Annotated in this window: 15 protein-coding genes; 5 read left to right on the top strand and 10 right to left on the bottom strand. The window is 67.6% G+C overall.

All coding sequences use genetic code 11. From position 1 onward, the window contains the following. The first annotated feature begins 2 nt into the window (after nt 1-2). Nucleotides 3-1,736, top strand: a complete 1,734-nt coding sequence (dld, locus tag ACIGFL_RS17170; protein ID WP_397497964.1) for a D-lactate dehydrogenase — start codon at nt 3-5, stop codon at nt 1,734-1,736. 137 nt (nt 1,737-1,873) lie between these two features. On the opposite strand, the gene clpB is transcribed toward dld, so the two are convergent. From clpB to ACIGFL_RS17150, 4 genes are all read right to left on the bottom strand, one after another. Beyond that, complete coding sequence (clpB, locus tag ACIGFL_RS17165; RefSeq protein WP_397497963.1) at nt 1,874-4,438, bottom strand: ATP-dependent chaperone ClpB; 2,565 nt, start codon at nt 4,436-4,438, stop codon at nt 1,874-1,876. Nucleotides 4,439-4,559: 121 nt separating this feature from the next. Next, nucleotides 4,560-5,297: a nitroreductase family protein gene (locus ACIGFL_RS17160; RefSeq protein WP_397497962.1), complete on the bottom strand. Its 738-nt coding sequence runs from the start codon at nt 5,295-5,297 to the stop codon at nt 4,560-4,562. Nucleotides 5,298-5,528: 231 nt separating this feature from the next. After that, complete coding sequence (locus ACIGFL_RS17155; RefSeq protein WP_021446398.1) at nt 5,529-6,023, bottom strand: glutathione peroxidase; 495 nt, start codon at nt 6,021-6,023, stop codon at nt 5,529-5,531. A gap of 240 nt (nt 6,024-6,263) precedes the next feature. Then, nucleotides 6,264-6,749 (bottom strand): peptidylprolyl isomerase, encoded by a 486-nt coding sequence (locus ACIGFL_RS17150; RefSeq protein WP_021446399.1) that lies wholly within the window; start codon nt 6,747-6,749, stop codon nt 6,264-6,266. Between the two features lie 12 nt (nt 6,750-6,761). On the opposite strand from ACIGFL_RS17150, the gene ACIGFL_RS17145 reads away from it, so the two are divergent. The 4 genes from ACIGFL_RS17145 to ACIGFL_RS17130 all read left to right on the top strand — a co-directional run bounded on the left by ACIGFL_RS17145 (nt 6,762) and on the right by ACIGFL_RS17130 (nt 11,527). After that, the gene (locus ACIGFL_RS17145; RefSeq protein WP_397497961.1) at nt 6,762-7,058 is read left to right on the top strand and encodes a DUF3565 domain-containing protein; all 297 of its coding nucleotides are present in this window, start codon (nt 6,762-6,764) and stop codon (nt 7,056-7,058) included. After that, the gene (locus tag ACIGFL_RS17140; protein ID WP_397497960.1) at nt 7,059-8,246 is read left to right on the top strand and encodes an acetate kinase; all 1,188 of its coding nucleotides are present in this window, start codon (nt 7,059-7,061) and stop codon (nt 8,244-8,246) included. Nucleotides 8,247-8,302: 56 nt separating this feature from the next. Further along, nucleotides 8,303-10,396: a phosphate acetyltransferase gene (gene pta / locus ACIGFL_RS17135; protein ID WP_397497959.1), complete on the top strand. Its 2,094-nt coding sequence runs from the start codon at nt 8,303-8,305 to the stop codon at nt 10,394-10,396. Nucleotides 10,397-10,630: 234 nt separating this feature from the next. Next, complete coding sequence (locus ACIGFL_RS17130; protein ID WP_397497958.1) at nt 10,631-11,527, top strand: acyltransferase; 897 nt, start codon at nt 10,631-10,633, stop codon at nt 11,525-11,527. 33 nt (nt 11,528-11,560) lie between these two features. Here ACIGFL_RS17130 and ACIGFL_RS17125 read toward each other — a convergent pair whose 3' ends face one another. The 6 genes from ACIGFL_RS17125 to ACIGFL_RS17100 all read right to left on the bottom strand — a co-directional run bounded on the left by ACIGFL_RS17125 (nt 11,561) and on the right by ACIGFL_RS17100 (nt 21,618). Continuing rightward, complete coding sequence (locus ACIGFL_RS17125) at nt 11,561-13,732, bottom strand: putative bifunctional diguanylate cyclase/phosphodiesterase (protein WP_397497957.1); 2,172 nt, start codon at nt 13,730-13,732, stop codon at nt 11,561-11,563. A gap of 44 nt (nt 13,733-13,776) precedes the next feature. Beyond that, the gene (locus ACIGFL_RS17120; protein WP_397497956.1) at nt 13,777-17,499 is read right to left on the bottom strand and encodes a response regulator; all 3,723 of its coding nucleotides are present in this window, start codon (nt 17,497-17,499) and stop codon (nt 13,777-13,779) included. Between the two features lie 199 nt (nt 17,500-17,698). Then, complete coding sequence (locus tag ACIGFL_RS17115) at nt 17,699-18,958, bottom strand: cyanophycinase (protein WP_397497955.1); 1,260 nt, start codon at nt 18,956-18,958, stop codon at nt 17,699-17,701. A gap of 103 nt (nt 18,959-19,061) precedes the next feature. Then, nucleotides 19,062-19,823: a transporter substrate-binding domain-containing protein gene (locus ACIGFL_RS17110; RefSeq protein ID WP_397497954.1), complete on the bottom strand. Its 762-nt coding sequence runs from the start codon at nt 19,821-19,823 to the stop codon at nt 19,062-19,064. Nucleotides 19,824-19,971: 148 nt separating this feature from the next. Further along, nucleotides 19,972-21,252, bottom strand: a complete 1,281-nt coding sequence (locus ACIGFL_RS17105; protein ID WP_397497953.1) for an OprD family porin — start codon at nt 21,250-21,252, stop codon at nt 19,972-19,974. Nucleotides 21,253-21,294: 42 nt separating this feature from the next. Beyond that, entirely contained in the window at nt 21,295-21,618 is a 324-nt protein-coding gene (locus ACIGFL_RS17100; RefSeq protein ID WP_397497952.1) for a hypothetical protein, read from the bottom strand. Nucleotides 21,619-21,661 lie beyond the last annotated feature (43 nt).

The raw sequence follows: 21,661 nt of genomic DNA, 5'->3' as shown, positions 1-21,661 counted from the left end.
CCATGGGCGCCGCACAGGAGATCGCAAGCGTCGCCTCGGCCACCCTGCTGGCGCAGCTGCGCCAGGTGGTGGGCGACGCCCATGTGCTGACCGACGAGCAGGCCACCCGGCGCTTTCGCAAGGGCCACCGCAGCGGCCAGGGCAGCGTCCTGGCGGTGGTGCGCCCCGGCTCGCTGCTGGAGCAATGGCGGGTGCTGCAGGCGGCGGTGGCGGCCGACCGCATCGTCATCATGCAGGCGGCCAACACCGGCCTGACCGGCGGCTCGACCCCGGACGGCGACGACTACGACCGCGAGATCGTGCTGATCAGCACCCTGCGCATCGCCGGCGTGCAGCTGATCAACGACGGCGAGCAGGTGGTGTGCCTGCCCGGCGCCACCCTCGACCGCCTAGAGCAGGCGCTGGCGCCGCTGAACCGCGAGCCGCATTCGGTGATCGGCTCGTCCTGCATCGGCGCCTCGGTGCTCGGCGGCATCTGCAACAACTCCGGCGGCGCCCTGGTGCGCCGCGGCCCGGCCTACACCGAGCTGGCGCTGTACGCCCAGGTGCGGGACGACGGCACGCTGCAGCTGGTCAATCACCTGGGCATCGAGCTGGGCGACAACCCCGAGGAAATCCTCACTCGCCTGCAGAACGCCGACTACGGTCCGCAGCAGATCCGCAACGAGGCGACCGCCAAGGCTTCCGACGCGCGCTACGGCGAACACGTGCGCGACGTCGATGCCGACACCCCGGCGCGCTTCAACGCCGACCCCTCGCGGCTGTTCGAGGCCTCCGGCTCGGCCGGCAAGCTTTGCCTGTTCGCCGTGCGCCTGGACACCTTCCCCAAGGAGCCGAGCACGGTGTTCTATATCGGCAGCAACGACCCGCACGACCTCACCGAGGTGCGCCGCCACCTGCTCACCCACCTGCCGCGCCTGCCGATCGCCGGCGAATATATCCACCGTACCGCCTTCGATATCGGCGAGAAGTACGGCAAGGACAGCTTCCTGGTGATCGACAAGTTCGGCACCGCCAGGGTGCCGGCCGCCTTCGCCCTGAAGAGCCGCATCGACGGCTTCTTCGAACGCTTCGGCCTGCGCGGGGTGACTGACCGGGTACTGCAGGCGGCGATGAACCTGCTGCCCAGCCACCTACCCAAGCGCATGCGCGAGTACCGCGAGCGCTACGAGCATCACCTGCTGCTGCGGGTGTCCAACGACACCCTGGAGCAGACCCGCGCCTTTCTCGCCGAGTATTTCGCCGGCAGCACCAGCGGCGCCTTCTTCGAATGCGACGCCGAGGAGGGGCGCAAGGCCTTCCTCCACCGTTTCGCCATCGCCGGCGCGGCGATCCGCTACCGCGAGGCGCACCGCGGCAGCGTGGAAGACATAGTCGCGCTGGATATCGCCCTGCGCCGCAACGACCGCGACTGGGTCGAAAAATTGCCGGCGGAGCTGGAAGAGCAGATCGTGCACAAGCTCTACTACGGGCACTTCTTCTGCCACGTGTTCCACCAGGACTACATCGTCAAGAAGGGCGTCGACCCGCTGGCGATGGAGCACCGCATGTGGGCGCTGCTGGACGAGCGCCGCGCCGAGTACCCGGCCGAGCACAACGTCGGCCACCTGTACGTGGCCAAACCGGCGCTGGCCGGCTTCTACCGCGAACTTGACCCGACCAACAGCTTCAACCCCGGCATCGGCCATACCTCGAAGCAGAAGCACTGGGGTGGCTGTTGCGGGCAGGAGCATTGAGCGTAGGGTGGATCACGCTTCATCGATCCACCATTTCGGCGGATGCAAAAGGCGACATCCGCTCCTACACAAGATCGTGCAACCTGAAACGACAAGGCCCGCCAATTTGGCGGGCCTTGCTTTTACCTCGAGCGCAATCAGGCGAAGACGATCTCCTCGCCCTCCACCTTGGCATGCACCAGCGCACCCGGGGCGAAGGCGCCGGCGAGGATCTGCTGCGCCAGCGGGTTCTCGATCCAGCGCTGGATCGCCCGCTTCAGCGGCCGCGCACCGTAGACCGGGTCGTAGCCAACGGCGATCAGCTTGTCGAGCGCCTCCGGCGTCAGTTCCAGGCTCAGCTCGCGCTCGGCCAGGCGGCCACGCAGGCGTTTGAGCTGGATCTCGGCGATGCCGGCGATCTGCTCGCGGCCCAGCGGCTCGAACACCACCACCTCGTCGATACGGTTGATGAACTCGGGGCGGAAGTGGCTGCTCACCGCATCCATCACCGCCGCGCGCTGCGCCTCGCGGTCGCCGACCAGCTCCTGGATCTGCGCCGAGCCGAGGTTGGAGGTCATGACTATCACGGTGTTCTTGAAGTCCACGGTGCGCCCGTGGCTGTCGGTCAGGCGGCCGTCTTCGAGCACCTGCAGCAACACGTTGAACACGTCCGGGTGAGCCTTCTCCACCTCGTCCATCAGCACCACCGAGTAAGGCTTGCGGCGCACCGCCTCGGTCAGGTAACCGCCCTCCTCATAGCCGACATAGCCGGGCGGCGCACCGATCAGCCGCGCCACGCTGTGCTTCTCCATGAATTCGGACATGTCGATGCGCACCAGCGCTTCCTCGGTGTCGAAGAGAAACTCGGCCAGCGCCTTGCACAGCTCGGTCTTGCCCACCCCGGTGGGGCCGAGGAAGAGGAAGGAGCCGCTCGGCCGGTTCGGGTCGGCCAGCCCCGCGCGGGAGCGGCGCACGGCGTTGGCTACGGCCACCACCGCTTCGTCCTGGCCGATCACCCGCTGGTGCAGCAGGCCTTCCATCTTCAGCAGTTTCTCGCGCTCGCCCTCGAGCATCTTGCTCACCGGGATGCCGGTCCATTTGGACACCACCTCGGCGATTTCTTCGTCGGTGACCTTGTTGCGCAGCAGCTGGTTCTCGCTCTTGCCGTGCTGATCGACCATCTGCAGGCTGCGCTCCAGGTCGGGGATGATGCCGTACTGCAGCTCGGCCATGCGCTGCAGGTCGGACTTGCGCCGCGCCGCCTCGAGGTCGGCCTTGGCCTGCTCGATCTTCTGCTGGATCTGCGCCGAGCCCTGCACCTCGGCCTTCTCCGACTTCCAGATTTCCTCCAGGTCGGCGTACTCCAGCTCCAGGCGCGCGATGTCCTCCTTGAGCTTCTCCAGGCGCTTGAGCGCGGCGTCGTCGTCTTCCTTCTTCAGCGCCTCGCGCTCGATCTTCAGCTGGATCAGGCGGCGATCGAGGCGGTCCAGGGCCTCCGGCTTGGAGTCGATCTCCATGCGGATGCGGCTGGCGGCCTCGTCGATCAGGTCGATGGCCTTGTCCGGCAGCTGGCGGTCGGTGATGTAGCGATGGCTGAGCTTGGCCGCGGCGATGATCGCGCCGTCGGTGATGGTCACGCCGTGGTGCACCTCGTAGCGTTCCTTGAGGCCCCGCAGGATGGCGATGGTGTCCTCCTCGCTCGGCTCGTCCACCAGCACCTTTTGGAAGCGGCGCTCCAGCGCGGCGTCCTTCTCGATGTACTGCCGGTACTCGTCCAGGGTGGTGGCGCCGACGCAGTGCAGCTCGCCGCGGGCCAGGGCCGGCTTGAGCATGTTGCCGGCGTCCATCGCGCCCTCGGCCTTGCCGGCGCCGACCATGGTGTGCAGCTCGTCGATAAACAGGATGATGCGCCCTTCCTGCTTGCCCAACTCGTTGAGCACGGCTTTCAGGCGCTCCTCGAACTCGCCGCGGAACTTGGCGCCGGCGATCAGCGCGCCCATGTCGAGGGCCAGCAGACGTTTGTCCTTGAGGCCGTCGGGCACTTCGCCGTTGATGATGCGCTGGGCCAGGCCCTCGGCGATGGCGGTCTTGCCGACGCCGGGCTCGCCGATCAGCACGGGGTTGTTCTTGGTGCGCCGCTGCAGCACCTGGATGGTGCGGCGGATCTCGTCGTCGCGGCCGATCACCGGGTCGAGCTTGCCGTCCTCGGCGCGTTTGGTCAGGTCGACGCAGTATTTGTCCAGCGCCTGGCGCGCCTCCTCGACGTTGGGGTCGTTGACCGCCTGGCCGCCGCGCAGGTTGGCGATGGCGTTCTCCAGCGCCTTCTTCGACACGCCCTGGGCCAGCAGCAGCTTGCCCAGCTTGGTGTTCTCGTCCATGGCGGCGAGCAGTACCAGCTCGCTGGAGATGAATTGGTCGCCGCGCTGCTGCGACAGGCGGTCGGCCTGGTTGAGCAGGCGCGCCAGGTCCTGCGACAGGTTGATGTCGCCGGTGGGGTTCTGCAGCTTGCCGAGCTGGTCGAGCTCGCGAGTCAGGCCCTGGCGCAGGTTGCCCAGGTCGAAGCCCACCTGCATCAGCAGCGGCTTGATCGAGCCGCCCTGCTGCTCGAGCAGCGCCTGCAGCAGGTGCAGCGGTTCGATGGCGGCGTGGTCCATGCCCACGGCCAGGGACTGGGCATCGGAGAGGGCAAGTTGCAACTTGCTGGTCAAACGGTCGATACGCATAGATGTCCTTCCTTCTAGAAAAGCGGGCCGGGACCACAATCCCCGAATACAGAAACCCGCCGAGATGGAGACTAGATGAGGACGATTACGCCGTATTCAAGCCGGGACGCCTTGATCCAGGTCAGCGCCAGGTCACCTGCTGCTCCAGCGCAAAGCGCAGGCGAGGGTTGTACACGCCCTTCTCGCCCTGGCGACCTACCGCCAGCAGCATGATCGGAATGGCCTGGCGCGGAATCTCCAGCACCCGGCGCAGGCGCACCTCGTCGAAGCCCTCCATCGGGCAGGTGGCGTAGCCGTGACTGTGGAACGCCAGCATCAGATTCTGCGCCGCCAGGGCGGTGGACTTGGTCGCCCACAGGCGCATCTCGGCGCGGCTATTGGGCCTGCGCATCAGCGGCTTGCGCAGCGCCAGCAGGCGCACCAGCTGGCGCTTGAACAGGCCGAGCAGGCCCAGCGGGCCCTGGTTGTACTGGAACGGCGCGGTTTTGCCGTAGAAGTGGCGGATGCGCGCCGGCACCTCGGCTTCCGGCCAGTGCTCGACGATCTGCCGGCAGGCCTGACGCCAGGTATCCGGGCGCGCCAGCACGGCGACGATCAGCGGCGCGCGGGCGGCGTGCTGGCTCATGCACACCGGGTGCAGCTGCGCCAGCAGCGCCGGCTCGCGGATCACCTGAAAACTCCAGGGCTGCAGGTTGCAGGAGTTCGGCGCCAGCATCGCCAGCTCCAGGCAGTCGCGGATCACCGCCTCCGGCACCGGCTCGGCGGTGAAACGGCGCACCGCGCGACGGCTTTCGATCAGCGCGCGCAGGGCGGCCGGCGAGGCCATGGCCTCGTCGGGGTCGCGGGGGAAACTGGTCATGGGCGGACTCCTCGGCAGATCGCCCGATTAAGCCGCCGGGAGGAGCGGGGAACAAGGCTGGCCGTCGAAACGGCCGGCGGATTGGCCGATTCGCCGTTACAGCGGGCCGTTGAAAAACGTAGGCGAGGCAGGCAAGACAAGGCAAAAGCGGCCGAAAAAGCGGAGTTTACGTGCTGTAAATGAGCATTTTGAGGCCGCTTTTAACGCAGGATTGCCAACGCAGGTAGTTTTTCAGCGGTCTGCCAGGCCGAGCGCCTTCTCGATGGCCTGCATCAGCGCCGGATCGTCCGGCGCGGTGCGCGGCGAGAAGCGCGCCAGCACCCGGCCGTCCTGGCCGACCAGGAACTTCTCGAAATTCCAGGTGATGTCGCCGGGAAACTCCGCGCCTTCGCCGGCCAGCAGGCGATACAGCGGGTGGCGGCCGGGGCCGTTGACCTCCAGCTTGCTGCCCAGGGGAAAAGTCACCCCGTAGTTGAGACTGCAGAATTCGCGGATCGCCTCCTCGCTGCCCGGCTCCTGCCCGGCGAACTGGTTGCACGGCAGGCCGAGCACGGTGAAGCCCTTGCCCTTGTACTGCTGATGGAGCTTTTCCAGCCCGGCGTACTGCGGAGTCAGGCCGCACTTGGAGGCAACGTTGACCACCAGCACCACCTGGCCCTTGTACGGCGCCAGCGGCAGGTCCTGGCCATCCAGCGCACGCAGGTTGAGATCGTGAAAAGCACTCATGATGGACTTCCTCGACAGATTCGGCGCGACGGCCCACAAGGCGACCAGCGATGGCCTGCGAGCACAAAACGCCTGGTGCGCTTTTCGACGCGCCGGCGACGGCCCGCAGGGTGGCAGGCAACGCTGGCCTGCGACAAAAAAGGCGCCTATCGGCGCCTTCTTCGCAAGATTCAGCTTAGCAGCGGATCGCCATGATGGAACGACCGGAGGTCGTTTCGGACGATCCGCACGCCCTGCCGATCAGTGGTGGTGACCGCCTTCGCCATGGATATGGCCGTGGGCCACTTCCTCGGCGCTGGCGTCGCGCACATTGACCACCTTGACCTTGAAGTTCAGGCGCTGGCCGGCCAGCGGGTGGTTGCCGTCGACGGTCACGTCGTCGCCGTCCAGATCGCGAATGGTGACGATCTGCATGCTGCCGTCCGGGCCGGAGGCGTGGAACTGCATACCCACTTCCAGCTCGTCGACACCTTCGAACATGGCGCGGCTGAGGGTGGCGACCAGTTCGGCGCTGTATTCGCCGTAGGCCTCTTCCGGCTCGACCGAGACGTCCAGCTCGTCGCCGACCTGCTTGCCGACCAGAGCCTTTTCCAGACCGGCGATGATGTTGCCCGCACCATGCAGATAGACCAGCGGCGCGCCGCCAGCCGAGCTGTCGATCACCTCACCGGCATCGTTGGTCAGGGTATAGTCGATGGAGACAGCCTTGTTGGCGGCGATCAGCATGGGTGAGACCTTTTGCAGAAGAATGATGAACGGGCGAGTTTAACCAAGGCCGCAGGCGAATGCGACCCGAGCCCGGACAAACGGCCGGCGGCAGGGGCGCCGCGCCTGCTTGACTTCCGTCAGGACGAGCACGGCGACTGGGTGGCAGTCTTGTCCTGCGGCCATACTCAGCACCTGCGCCACCGTCCGCCCTGGCAGAATCGCCCCTGGGTGCTCGACCCCGAACAGCGCCAGGCCCGCCTGGGCAGCGCCTTTCCCTGCGGCTGGTGCGCCACGGAGCGGTCGAACGATGATTTCAAGGAAGCCTAAATGCCTGCACGCAATATTCTGGTGATCAACTGCGGCAGCTCGTCGATCAAGTTCGCCCTGGTCAACGAAGCCCTGGAGCCATTCCCCCTGAGCGGCCTGGCCGAGCGCCTGGGCAGCCCGGAGGCGGCCCTGCACTGGCAGCAGGGCGAAACCCGGGACAGCCTGATGATCCCCGGCGCCGACCACCGCCTGGCGCTCTCCCAGCTGCTGCCACTGGTACAACGCGCCGCCGGCGGCGAGCTGCACGGCATCGGCCATCGCGTGGTGCACGGCGGCGAGCGCTTCACCGCCGCCAGCCGGCTGGACGAGATCAGCCTGCTGGCCATCCGCCAGACCGCGCCGCTGGCGCCGCTGCACAACCCGGCCAACCTGCTGGGCATCGAGGCGGCGATGAAGCTGTTCCCCAACCTGGTGCAGGTCGCGGTGTTCGACACCGCCTTCCACCAGACCCTGCCCGAGTACGCCTACCGCTACGCCGTGCCGCAGGCGCTGTACCGCGAGCACGGCGTGCGCCGCTACGGCTTCCACGGCACCAGCCACCGCTACGTCAGCCGCCGCGCCGCGGAACTGGCCGGCCTGGCCGTGGGCGACAGCAGCTGGCTGGTGGCGCACCTGGGCAACGGCTGCTCCACCTGCGCCATAGTCGACGGCCAGAGCCGCGACACCAGCATGGGCCTGACCCCGCTGGAAGGCCTGGTGATGGGCACCCGCAGCGGCGACGTCGATCCCAACCTGCACAGCCACCTGGCGCGCGCCCTGGGCTGGAGCCTGGAGCAGATCGACAGCATGCTCAACAAGGACAGCGGCCTGCTCGGCCTGTCCGGCCTGTCCAACGACATGCGCGCCCTGGAACAGGCGCGCGAGCAGGGCCATGCCGGCGCCAGCCTGGCCATCGAGGTGTTCTGCTACCGCCTGGCCAAGTCGCTGGCGGCCATGAGCTGCGCCCTGCCGCGGCTGGACGGCCTGGTGTTCACCGGCGGCATCGGCGAGAACTCGCCGCTGATCCGCAGCAAGACCGTCGACCACCTGCGTCTGCTCGGGCTGCACCTGGACCAGCCGGCCAACGCCCGCTGCGTGCGCGGCGTCGCCGGTGCCATCCAGGCCGACGGCAGTCCGCGGGTGCTGGTGGTGCCGACCAACGAGGAGCGGCAGATCGCCCTGGACACCCTGGCCCTGCTCGACGCCTGAGCCCGAATCGCCCGTAGGGCTTCGCTGCGCTCAGCGCCCCCATATCTGGAGAGACCATGCACACCTTCTTTATCGCCCCCACCGGCTTCGGCGTCGGCCTCACCTCCATCAGCCTCGGCCTGGTCGGCGCCCTGGAACGCAGCGGCCTCAAGGTCGGCTTCTTCAAGCCGATCGCCCAGCCGCATGCCGGCGACGAGGGTCCGGAGCGCTCCAGCGAGCTGATCGCCCGCACCCATGGCCTCAACTCGCCCAAGCCGCTGTCGCTCGGCCATGTCGAACGCATGCTCGGCGACGGCCAGCTCGACGAATTGCTCGAGGAGATCATCAGCCTCTACCAACGGGCCGCAGTGGACAAGGACGTGGTCATAGTCGAGGGCATGGTGCCGACCCGTCACGCCAGCTACGCCGCGCGGGTCAACTTCCACCTGGCCAAGAGCCTGGACGCCGACGTGATCCTGGTCAGCGCGCCGGAGGACGAGAGCCTCACCGAGCTGTCCGACCGCATCGAGATCCAGGCCCAGCTGTTCGGCGGGCCGAAGGATCCCAAGGTGCTCGGCGTGATCCTCAACAAGGTACGCAGCGAGCAGGGCGTGGCGGCTTTCGCCGAACGCCTGCAGGAACTCTCGCCGCTGCTCAAGACCGCCGACTTCCGCCTGCTCGGCTGCATCCCCTGGCAGGAGGAACTCAACGCGCCGCGCACCAAGGACGTCGCCGAACTGCTCGGCGCGCGCATCCTCAACGCCGGCGAGTACGAGCAGCGACGCATGCTGAAGATCGTGCTCTGTGCCCGCGCCGTGGCCAACAGCGTGCAGCTGCTCAAGCCCGGCACCCTGGTGGTGACCCCGGGCGACCGCGACGACATCATCCTCTCCGCCGCGCTGGCGGCGATGAACGGCGTGCCGCTGGCCGGCCTGCTGCTGTGCAGCGACTTCGCCCCCGACCCGCGCATCATGGAGCTGTGCCGCGGCGCCCTGGCCAGCGGCCTGCCGGTGATGACGGTGGGCACCGGCTCCTATGACACCGCCACCAACCTCAACCGCCTGAACAAGGAAATCCCGGTGGACGACCGCGAGCGCGCGGAGAAGGTCGCCGACTTCGTCGCCGGGCATATCGACCACGACTGGCTGGCCACCCGCTGCGGCACGCCGCGCGAGCTGCGCCTGTCGCCGCCGGCGTTCCGCTACCAGCTGGTGCAGCGGGCCAAGGCCGCGGCCAAGCGCATCGTCCTGCCCGAGGGCAGCGAGCCGCGCACCGTGCAGGCGGCGGCGATCTGCCAGGCGCGCGGCATCGCCCGCTGCGTGCTGCTGGCCAAGCCCGACGCCGTCCACGCCGTCGCCCGCGCCCAGGGCATCGAGCTGCCGGCGGGCCTGGAGATTCTCGACCCGGACCTGATCCGCGGGCGCTACGTCGAACCCATGGTCGAGCTGCGCAAGGGCAAGGGCCTCAATGCACCGATGGCCGAGGCACAGCTGGAAGACACCGTGGTGCTGGGCACCATGATGCTGGCCCTGGACGAGGTCGATGGCCTGGTGTCGGGTGCCATCCACACCACCGCCAACACCATCCGCCCGGCGCTGCAGCTGATCAAGACGGCGCCGGGCTACAACCTGGTGTCCTCGGTGTTCTTCATGCTGCTGCCGGACCAGGTGCTGGTCTACGGCGACTGCGCGGTGAACCCCGACCCCAACGCCGAACAACTGGCCGAGATCGCCCTGCAGAGCGCCGACTCGGCGCAGGCCTTCGGCATCACCCCGCGGGTGGCCATGCTCAGCTACTCCACCGGCGACTCCGGCAGCGGCGAGGAGGTGGAGAAGGTGCGCGCCGCCACCCGCCTGGCCCGCGAGATGCGCCCCGACCTGCTGCTCGACGGCCCCTTGCAGTACGACGCCGCCGCCATCGACAGCGTCGGCCGGCAGAAGGCGCCGAACAGCCCGGTGGCCGGGCGCGCCACGGTGTTCGTGTTCCCCGACCTGAACACCGGCAACACCACCTACAAGGCGGTGCAGCGCAGCGCCGACTGCATCAGCGTCGGCCCCATGCTGCAGGGTCTGCGCAAGCCGGTGAACGACCTGTCGCGCGGCGCCCTGGTCGACGACATCGTCTACACCATCGCGCTGACCGCGATCCAGGCGGCGAACCTGCCGAACTGAAGCGCCAGGCACGGACACAAGGGTGCGCCGGAATGGATGGCAGGCATCGGCCGGTACAGCCGGTGCGCGCGGCGCACCCTGCGAACCGACGCAACCTGCCGGTCACCACTGGCACTTGCAGGTCAGTGCACAGACGTTAACCTTGTCAGCCGATACACCTGCGCAGGGATAGTCGCAGCCGTTTCGTACCGCCCCGGGGCCGACAGAAGCCCCTTGTCAGAAGGCCTCCTTTGCATGCTGCACTTCCTCCCCGCGCCGCTTCGCGGCCTGCTCGCCGGCCTGCTGCTGGCGCTCAACACCCTGTTCTGGTGCTGGCCCTTGTTCTTTGTGGCCCTGCTCAAGCTGTTGCTGCCCTTCGCCCCGCTGCAACGCGCGCTGCGCTTCGTCATGCACGGCATCGCCGAGGCCTGGATCGGCGTCAACAAGTGGTGGATGCGCCTGGTCGGCCGCATCCACTGGGACGTGCAAGGTCTGGAGCGCTTCGACACCCGCCACTCCTACCTGGTGACCAGCAACCACCAGAGCTGGGTCGACATCCTGGTGCTGCAGTACATCCTCAACCGCCGCCTGCCGCTGCTGAAGTTCTTCCTCAAGCAGGAGCTGATCTGGGTGCCAGTGATCGGCCTGTGCTGGTGGGCGCTGGAATTCCCCTTCATGAAGCGCTTCAGCAAGGAATACCTGGCCAAGCACCCGGAGAAGCGCGGCCAGGACCTGGCCACCACCCGCCGTGCCTGCGAACGCTACAAGAGCAACCCGGTGGCGGTGTTCAACTTCCTCGAGGGCACCCGCCTGACCGCGGCCAAGCACGCCCAGCAGAACTCGCCGTTCCGCTACCTACTCAAACCCAAGGCCGGCGGCATCGCCTTCGTCCTCGACGCCATGGGCGAGCAGCTGCACAGCATCGTCAACGTCACCATCCACTACCCGCACGGCGTGCCCGGCTTCTGGGACCTGCTCTGCGGCCGTCTCGACGCGGTGCACGTGCGCTTCCAGCAGGTGCAGATCCCGCGCGAGTTCATCGGCCGCAACTACGACCAGGACGAGGCCTACCGCCTGGCGTTCCAGCAGTGGGTCAACCAGCTGTGGGAAGAAAAGGACGCCGAACTGGCGAGCCTGCACCAAGCGACTTGAAGTCACGCCAGCCCCTGGAGTTCGCGGCGCCCCCTACAGGCCATCGTCCGCTGCGGGCGGGCCGCCGCGCGACAGCGGCAGGCTGGCCCAGTCCAGCTGCGCCGGCACCTGCAGCGCGGCCTCGGCGGCGATGCCCGGCGCCACCAGAAAGCCCTGCATGATGCTGCAGCGGTGGCGCACCAGCCAGTCGCGCTGGGCCTGGGTTTCCACCCCTTCGGCGATCACCTCCAGGCCGAGGTGATGGCCGAGGTCGATGATGGTGCTGACCACCGCGGCGTCGCGCGGCGAATCGAGCATGTTGGCGACGAACAGGCGGTCGATCTTCAGCGTATCCAGCTCGAAATGGCGCAGGTAGGCCAGCGACGAGTAGCCGGTGCCGAAGTCGTCGATGGCGATCTTCACCCCCAGCTGGCGCAGCTGGCGCAGCTGCGCCTGGGTCAGCTCCAGGTCCTGCATCAGCGCGCTCTCGGTCACCTCCACTTCCAGCTGGCGCGGCTGCAGGCCGTGGGCTTCGAGCACCCGCTGCAGGTCGTTGACCAGCTGCGGCATGCCGAACTGCACCGGACTGACGTTGATGCTGAGCACCAGTTCGTCGCCGAACTGGCGACTGAAGCCAGCCAGCTGGCGCGCCCCTTCGCGGAAGATCCAGTCGCCCAGGCGATTGATCAGGCGGGTCTCTTCCAGCAGCGGGATGAACACGTTGGGCGCCACGGTGCCGGCGACCCGGTGCTGCCAGCGCAGTAGCGCCTCGAAGCCGCGCAGCCGGCCGGTCTCCAGATACACCTGGGGCTGGTAGACCAGCACGAAATCGTCGTTCTCGATGGCGTGGCGCAGGCTCTCCTCGAGCATCAGCCGCGAACGCGCGCGACCGTTCATCTCCGGGGAGAAGAAGCGGTACTGCTGACGCCCGGCGCGCTTGGCCTCGTACATGGCCATGTCGGCGGCGCGCAGCAGGCCCTCGACGCTCTGCCCGCACTCGGGAAAGCAGGCGATGCCGACGCTGGCGCCGAGGGTGAAGTCGACGCCGTCGAGGTGATGGCGCACCGAGACCAGCTCGATCAGCTTCTCCGCGACCCGCGCCGCATCCTCGGGGTGGCCGAGGTTGTCGAGCAGCGCGGTGAACTCGTCGCCGCCGATGCGCGCCAGGCTGTCGTAGGGGCGCAGGCAGGCCTTGAGCTGTTCGCCGACGCGGCGCAGCAGCTGGTCGCCGGCGTCGTGGCCGAGCGAATCGTTGATCCGTTTGAAGCCGTCCAGGTCGAGGTAGAGCACGGCGAGGCGCTGGCCGCTGCGCTCGATACGCGCCAGCGCAGACTCCAGCGCGCGGTGGAAGCCGCGGCGGTTGAGCAGGCCAGTCAGCGCGTCGGTGACTGCCTGCGACTCCAGCTGCGCGTGCAGGTTGCGCACCACCGACATGTCCAGGGCGATCACCACCATGGCGTGCTGCAGGCGCGGCAGCGGCGAACAGGACAGCGCCACCGGCAGCACGCCGCCGACGAGGGTGCGCAGGCTGGCCTCGTGCACCCGGTAGGTGGCCTCGCGCTTCCAGTGGCGGTAGAACTCCGACTGCTGCCAGTCGCCCTCGACCTGCGGGCTGTGCAGGAAGGCCAGCAGTTCGGAGCCCTCCAGGTCGGCGACTTCGCCCTGGAGCATCTGCGCCATGGCCGGGTTGGCGAACTGGATGCGGCCGTCCTCGCCGACCACCATGATGCCCTCGGCGGCGTTGTTCAGCACCGAGGCGTTGAATGCCCGCGCGCGGTCGAGCTGCTGGCTCAGTTGCTGCAGCTCGCTGCGGTTGCGCTCGTGATCCAGCAGGCTGTGGATCTTGTGCCGCAGCACCGTGGGGTCGAACGGTTTGAGCACGAAATCCACTGCGCCACTGTTGTAGCCGCGCAGCACCGCGTCCTGGGTCTGGGCGATGGCGGAGACGAAGATGATCGGGGTGAAACGGGTGCGCGGGTTGCCGCGCATCAGCCGGGCCACCTCGAAGCCGTCCATCCGCGGCATCTGCACGTCGAGCAGCACCAGGCCGACGTCCTCTTCCAGCAGGCAGAGCAGCGCCTGCTCGCCCGAGTTCACGCAACGCAGCTGCCAGTCGCCGTCGTCGAGCAGGGCCTGCATGGCCTCGAGATTCTCCGCGCGGTCGTCCACCACCAGCAGGATCTGCGTTCCCTGCTCAGCGTCGATCTTGGTCTGCGCCTTGGCCATGCTACCTCCTGTGTCCTTTTGGCCTTGCACTGAACTCCTGCCTCTCAGGTTAGATCATTGCCGGCCAGCGGCAGTGCGATAGGCGTTAGCCAGCGCTCCAGCAGGGCCAGCAGCTCGTCGCGCTTGATCGGCTTGGCCATGTAGTCGTCGGCTCCGGCGGTGATGCATTTCTCGCGGTCGCCCTTCATCGCGTGGGCGGTCAGGGCGATGATCGGCAGGCTGCAGCCGTGCTCCTGCTTGAGCAGGCGGGTGGCGGTGTAGCCGTCCATGGTCGGCATGGCCATGTCCATCAGGATCAGGTCGAACGGCTCGCGCTGGTAGCAGGCGATGGCTTCGACGCCGTCCTTGGCCGCGGTCACGCGCAGGCCGACTTCATCGAGCAGCGCGCTTAAGGCGTAGACGTTGCGCATGTCGTCGTCGACCAGCAGGATGCGCCGCCCCTCCAGTGGATTGACGCGGCGCCGGCCCTGGTCGGGGCCGCGCACCTCGTCGAGAAAGCCCTGCACGGCCTGATCCAGCGCGGCGGTGTCGTCGCCGTGCTTGCGCACCACCACCGCGCTGTAACGGCGCAGGCGCTGCAGGCTCTGCAGGGTGACGTCGACCCCGGTGTTGATCACCACCCGCAGGCCCTGCAGCGGGCGCAGCTGGTTGAGGCTGTCGAGCAGGGCGAAGCCGTCCTGGTCGGGCAGGTCCAGGTCGATCACCAGGGCACTGAACTGGCCGCCGGCATAGGCGGCGCGGGCCTGCTCGGCGCTGGCGCAGGCGGTCACCGCGAAGCCCAGCTGGCTCAGGTGCTCGCGGTAGTGTTCGCGCTCGATCTCGACGTCCTCTACCAGCAGCAGCGCCTGATCCGCCGACTGGCCGTGCTGCAGGTCGAGGAACACCTGCTCCAGCTCTTCGCGGTCGATCGGCTTGACCAGGTAGCGCGTGCCGTCGTCGTTCCAGCCAGCCGGCTGCGGCACGCAGGAGATGATGTGCACCGGCGTGTGGCGATGGCCGACCTGGCCGCGCAGGCGGCGGAACAGCTGCCAGCCGCTGATGTCCGGCAGCAGGATATCGAGGATCACCGCGTTGAACGGTTCGTGCTGCAACAGGTTCAGCGCCTGCAGGCCGGTGCGGCAGTGCACGCTGGAAAAGCCGTGGCCGTGGGCCGCCTCGGCGATCACCGCGGCGAAATTGGCGTCGTCCTCGACGATCAGCAGCGGCGGCCCTTCGCCGCCGCGCTGCGGCCCCTCGAGCGGCGCTTCGGCGCTGGCAGGCGCGCTCTGCACCGGCAGGCGCACGCTGAACACCGAGCCCTGCCCCGGCGCGCTGTGCAGGCTGATGTCGCCGTCCATCGCCAGCACCAGCTGGCGGGTGATGGCCAGGCCCAGGCCGGTGCCACCGAAGCGCCGGCTGGTGGAGCCGTCGATCTGCTGGAAGGCCTGGAAGATCTGCTCGTGCTGCGCCGGATCGATGCCGATGCCGGTGTCGCGCACGCTGAAGCTGAGCAGCTCGCGACCGTCGTCCAGGCGTTCCTCCCAGCTCACGGTGAGGCTGACCTCGCCCTGCTCGGTGAACTTCAGCGCGTTGGACAGCAGGTTGCGCAGGATCTGGTGCAGGCGCACGCGGTCGGTGTGAATCACCCGCGGCACCCCGGCGTCGAGCTGGGTGTGCAGGCGCAGCCCCTTGAGCTCGGCCATCGGCCGCAGGCTGGCGTCCAGTTCGACCAGCACGTCCTGCATGTTCAGCGGCTCCAGTTTGAGCTGCATGCGCCCGGACTCGACCTTGGCCAGGTCCAGCACGTCGTTGATCAGCTGCAGCAGGTCGCTGCCGGCGCGGTGGACGATATCGGCGTGCTTGGCCTGCTTCTCGGTAAGGTTGCCGGCCAGGTTCTGCCGCAGCTGGTCGCTCAGGATCAGGATGCTGTTGAGCGGCGTGCGCAGCTCGTGGGACATGTTGGCGAGGAACTCGGACTTGTAGCGGTTGGCCAGCAGCAGCTGCTCGGCCTGCTCGCGCAACTTGTGCTCGGCCGCCTTGCGCTCGCTGATGTCGATGATCACCGCCTGCACCAGGGTCTCGCTGCCGCTGCGGATCGGCGACAGGCCCACCTCCAGGGGGATCATCCGCCCTTCTCGGTGCTGGCCGAACAGCTCGCGGTTGCCGCCCATGCGCCGCGGTTCCGGCAGCGCCTGGTAGCCGCGGCGCATGGCCACGTGACTGCCGCGCAGGGCGCTGGGCAGGAGCATCTCCACCGGCTCGCCGAGCAGCAGCTGCCGCTCGTAGCCGAACAGCAGTTCGGTCTGGCGGTTGACCATGGCGATGCGGCCCAGGCTGTCGACCAGCAGGATGGCGTTGGGCGAGGCCTCGACCACCAGGCGGAAACGTTCCTCGGCGCCCTTGCGCGCGCGCAGGTCGACCAGGTTGAGCAGGTAGTCGGCGTCGCCGCCCTCGCGCAGGCGGCTGAGGCTGAGGCTGACCGGAATCGTCTCGCCGCGCTGGCTGCGCGCCTGCAGCTCGTCGCCCTCGGCCAGCTGCGCCTGCAGCGTCGGCAGCGCATCGACCGCCGGCAGAAAACGCGCCACCGGCTCGCCGAGCAGCGCCGGCGCGGCGCAGTCGAGCAGCTCGGCGGCGCTGCGGTTGGCCATCTCGATGCGCCCGTCGGCGGTGCACAGCAGGGTGGCCACCGGCAGACGTTCGACCAGCAGGCGGAAGCGCTCCTCGCGCTCCTGCAACTTGGCCGCCACCTGCTGGCTGGCGTGCAGCTTGCGGTCGCGCTGATACAGGTAACCACCCACCAGCAGCGCCAGCAGGGCCACCGCCGCCAACCCCAGCCACAGGCCGAGGGTGCTGCCGCGGCCGGCCAGGCCGCGCTCGTACTCGGCGGTGCTGCTGACCTGCAGGCCCCAGGTGCGGCCGTACAGCGACAGCTCCAGGCTGCGCTGGAAGCGCGGTTGCCAGTCGGCGCGCGGCGCATCGCCGCTGAGCAGCATGGCGTCCGGCTCCTGCAGGTCCTTGAGGGCGATATCGAAGCGGCGGCTCTGCGGGCCGAGGATGCCTTCCATCAGATCCTGGCTGCGGAAGGCGCCATGGACCGTGCCGAGCAGGGCCTCGCGACGCTCCTGCGGCGTGCTCAAGGGCATGCCCGGGCGGAACACCGGAAGAAACAGCAGCACCCCGCCCTGCACGTCGACCTGGGTTTCCTGACGCAGGATCAGCGGCGCGCTGAGGGTCGCCTCGCCGCTGTCGATGGCGCGTTCGATGGTGCTCAGGCGCACCGGCTCGGTGAGCATGTCGAAGCCCAGCACCCGGCGGTTGCGCCAGTCCAGCGGGCTGACGTAGCCGATCAACAGGTACTGCTCGCGTTCGCCGGCGGGGAACATCTGGTAGTCGAGCCGCTGCTCCGCCTGCAGTTCGGACAGGTAGTCGGCGAGTTGCGCGCGGCCCAGGTAGCGCGACCAGGCCAGGGCCTGGATGCCGGGATAGCGATCCTGCAGCTGCAACTGGTCGAGGGCGCGATCCCACTCCGCCTGCGACACCGAATCGCTGCCGGTCATCAGCCCGGAGACGCCGCGCAGCACCATCTCGTAGGCCTGCATTCGCGCCAGTACACGCTGGCCGACGTCCTGCGCCTCGAGCAAGAAGCGCTGCTCGCTGTCCTCGCGCTCGCGGCTCTGCATCAGCTGCCACTGCCAGACGATCAGCGCGCCGAGGCCGAGTAGCAGGCTCAGTGCCACGGCCAGCGGCAGCCAGGGTTTAGGCGCAGGCAAGACAGCTCTGTCGTCCATAGATTCTCCCTCGGTCATCCCGAACCAACGCGCGCCAGCAGGCCGACGCGCGGACTTCACAGAACCACAGCAAGCATTCTAGTCAGGTTTTGAATGGCTGGCCTTTTGCCAGAAGAGACACGACAGGCGGTCAGGAAAAGCCCCCGGTCAGGGGGGCTGGATCAGGGCAGAAGATGCCGCCGCTACAGCGGCGCCCGCGTCAGTTCGGACGCATGTCCATCAGCATGCGCAGGTAGGAGGTCAGGCGCTTGCCGCCGATCACGCCCTGGTAGCCGTGGCTGTCGTACTGCGCGCTCTTGACCAGGTCGACGCGAAAGCGCGGGGTGCGCTCATAGGTGCGGCCCAGGGTGCTGGTGGACTGGCTGTCGAACAGGTCGACGCTGACCTTGACGAACTCCCGCGGATTGCGCCGGCCGTTGGCGCCGCTGTTGTTCGGGCTGCTGAAGATGTCGCCGCTGGCGGTCATGGCCGAACTGTAGTATTCGCGGCCGCGCAGGCTGGTCTTGCCGCTGCCGATGACGAACTGCTGGGTGGCCGGACGGTAGCGGTCGCCGGCGGTCAGGTAGCTGGCCAGCACGTCATACAGGGCATAGCTGCTGCCGCTGCCGCGCTCCTTGTTGCGCAGGTCGAAGACGAACACGCCATTGCTGCCGATCACTTCCATCTCGACCTGACCCAGGCTGGGGTTGTCCTGCACCAGCAGGGCGGTGTCCTCGTCCACGCCGAAGGCGAACGGCACGTTGCTGTAGTCGGCCAGACGCAGGATCCGGCCCTGGCGGCCGCGCTCGCTGAAGTGGGTGTCGAGCAGGCCATGACCGAAGAAACCGAAGCCGCCCTGCATGTCGTAGGACAGGTCATCGCCGCCGGGGCTGGTATAGACGCCATTGCGCAGCGCGTCATAGCTCTCGCCGCCGGTGATCATCGGCCCCTGCACCATGATCGCGGTGCCGGCGCTGGTCCCGGCCAGCACGGCGCCATTGGCATGCCGGGCACGGATGGCGGCCAGCGCCGGGCTGTCCTGGCGAGTGCTGGTCTGCAGGGTCTGGGTCAGTCGGCCCTGGTCGCCGCCGCCGAAGAAGAAGCCGGTCATGCCGTTGATCTGCTCGAGCACCTGGGGGTTGCTGTTGTTGCCGATGCTGTCCAGGTCGATGGGAATCCACTGGGCATCCTGGGCGCCGTAGGTTTTCAGCAGCGCGGCGTAGAACTCGCCGTTGGCCTGGGAGTTGCGCGCATTGGCGGTGCCGGCATCCGGGTCCTGACTGGGTGGAATGGACGCGGCGGTGATAATGCCGATGCGCGCCTGGCTGCCGCCGGCCAGCTGGATCAGGCGTTGATAGATCGCCGCGTTGTCATCCTTGATGGCGCCACCGATCAGCACCAGCGGGCCGCCGGCATGGCCGACCAGGGGCAACAGGGCGAGCAGCAGCAGGGTGCAGCGTAAGACTTTGCCAAGCATCATTGTCGAGTTCTCCGAGACGTGCGCCAGGCGCACTCTTGTTGTGGGTGTTGTGAAACGGGAACTGCCGCAGCGTGGATTTTTTTGTCGAGTGGTGACCTCTAGCTCAGTAAACCGAGAAGTGTTTGAAGTAACGCTGTTCGATGCGCTTGTAGACCCCATTGCTGAGGATCACCGCCAGGGCGCGGTCCAGGCGCTCGCGCAGGGCCGTGTCGCCCTTGCGCACGGCGATACCCTGGCCCTGACCGAAGTGCTTGGGTGACACCACCTGGTTGCCGACTTGTTCGAAACCCTGGCCCTGGGGCGTGTCGAGAAAGCCGAAGAAGCCGGAGACGGCATCGTCGAGCACCAGATCGATCTGGCCGGCGGCCAGGGCCTGGTACATCAGCGCGGCGGAGTCGAAACGCTGCAACTGGACGTGGGCGGCGTACTTGTCGTCCAGCAGGCGCTCGTAGGTGGTGCCCTGCTGCACGCCAACCCGTTTGCCGGCGATGCGCCGCGGGGTGACGATCACCTCATGGATCAGGCCCTTGCGGGCGAAGAAGTAGGCCGGGGTCTGGGCGTACTTGGCGGTGAAGTCGACCCGTTGCTGGCGCGCCTCGGTGATCGACATGGAAGCCAGAATCAGATCGGCGCGCTGCGCCTCCAGCGCCGGGATCAGATCGTCCCAGGCAAAGCGCAGCAGCTGACACTCCTGCGCCATGGCCTGGCACAGGGCCTGGGCGATATCGACGTTGAAGCCCTTGAGCTGGCCGCTCTCGTCCAGGGTCTCGAAGGGCGGGAACTGGCCTTCCATGGCAATGCGCAAGGGTTGCGCCTGCACACCGAAGGCCAGCCCACAGAACATCAGGAGCAGAACGATACGCATGCTGTAAGTCTCCGCAATGAGCGCTGCACAGGGCCGCTGGAAAAAACGGCACCCTCGGGTGCCGTCAGGTCAAAGGAGCGTGGAGAAGACCTAAAACCTCGGGATTCGCCTGCCCCCGAGATGCAATCGGAGGCGGGCGGCAGCGCCGTTACAGCAGGCTCAGCGGGTACTCGACGATCAGCCGCACTTCGTTGAGGTCGTTGTCGAATGCAGTGGCGCGGTGGGTGGCCTGACGCAGGCGCAGGGACAGGTCCTTGGCGGCACCGGACTGCACCACGTACTTGGCCTCGAGGTCGCGCTCCCAGTGCTTCTCGTCCTTGCCGGCCCAGCCGGCGAAGGCGCCATTGGGGTCGGCCTTGGTGCCGTCGATCTGGTCGCCCTTGATGTAGCGGGCCATGAAACTCAGGCCCGGCACGCCGAAGCTGGCCATGTTGAGGTCGTAGCGCACCTGGAAGGAACGCTCGTTGGGGGCGTTGAAGTCGGAGTACTGCACCGAGTTGGCCAGCCAGATGGAGTCGCCGCCGATGTAGTCGAAGAACTCGTCGCCGTTGACCTTCTGATAAGCCAGGCTGAGCTTGTGCGCGCCGAAACCGTAGGCGCCCTTGAGCGAGTAGGTCAGGGTGTCCAGCTCGCCGGCCAGGGCCTTGCCCTGGTCATCGGTCTTGTAGGCCACCAGGTCGAAGCTCAGCGACTGTTGGTCGGCCAGGGGAATGTTGTAGTAGAGGTTGCCGAAGTACTGGCGCCAGACGTCCTCGGCTTCGCTGCCATACAGCGAGACGCTGAGGTTGTCGTGGAAGTTGTAGGTGCCGCCGACGAAGTCGACGCTGCGCGCCTCCACTTCGGCGTATTCGCTGGTCAGTTCGCCGTCGGAGTTGCTCGAGTTGCGGCGGTTGATGGCGGTGAAGTGCCCGGCTTCGAGGAACAGGTTGTCGATCTCGCTGCTGAACAGCTGCAGGCCGGTAGCGGTTTCCGGCAGCAGGCGCGAGTCGCCGGTGGCGAATACCGGGGCGGTCGGGCGTTGCTCGCCGAACTTCAATTGGGTGGAGGAAATGCGCGCCTTGACCACGCCACCGATTTCACCGGTGTTGTCCTCGATGCGGCCATCGCCGTCCACCGGCAGGATGCCGTTGCCCACGCTACCGCGGCCGCCGTCGAGCTTGATGCCGCCGTAGGCATGGGCATCCACACCCACGCCCAGGGTGCCCTGGGTAAAGCCCGAGGCATAGTTCAAGTGCATGCCATGGGCCCACTCCTCGCGGGTGTTGCGCTGGCTGTTGACGAAGTTGCGCTGCATGTAGAAGTTGCGGTTGAGCAGCTTCAGCGTGCTGTCTTCGATAAAGCCCTTGGCCTGCTGCTGATCCCCGGCCAGGGCGAACGACGAGCCGGCGGCGACCGCCAGGGCGATCAGGCTCAGTTTTACCAGTTTCATCACTTACTCCATTGTTGTTATTGAACAGCTCAGCGTCCGCCGCTAGGCGAACAATTCCGGTGCCAGCTCGGGCGGACACTCGCCCTTGCTGATCACCGCCTCCAGGCACAGGGTCGACGCCGACTCGGCCCAGCAGACGAAATACCCCTTGGCCCGCAGGCGCTTGAGACGAAACGGCCACTCCAGCTCGTTGCCCGGCTGCAGGGCGGCCAGGTGGGCGGGCAGCTGGATGATCGAGTAGAAGCCGGCGCGGGTTTGCACCCGTTCCAGCACCCGCAGATCGGGCTTGCCGGCCAGCAGTCGCTCGCGCTGCGGGGCGTGCCAGAGTTTTTCCAGGACGAAGGCTTCCAACCTGTTCAGTTGCATACAGGGCTCTCGGGGTATCGTGGGTGATTCGGGGCGGCGCCAG

It is taken from the genome of Pseudomonas sp. NPDC077649 (assembly GCF_044542855.1).
Taxonomy (GTDB): Bacteria; Pseudomonadota; Gammaproteobacteria; order Pseudomonadales; family Pseudomonadaceae; genus Aquipseudomonas.
This window is presented reverse-complemented; position numbering and strand designations above follow the sequence as displayed.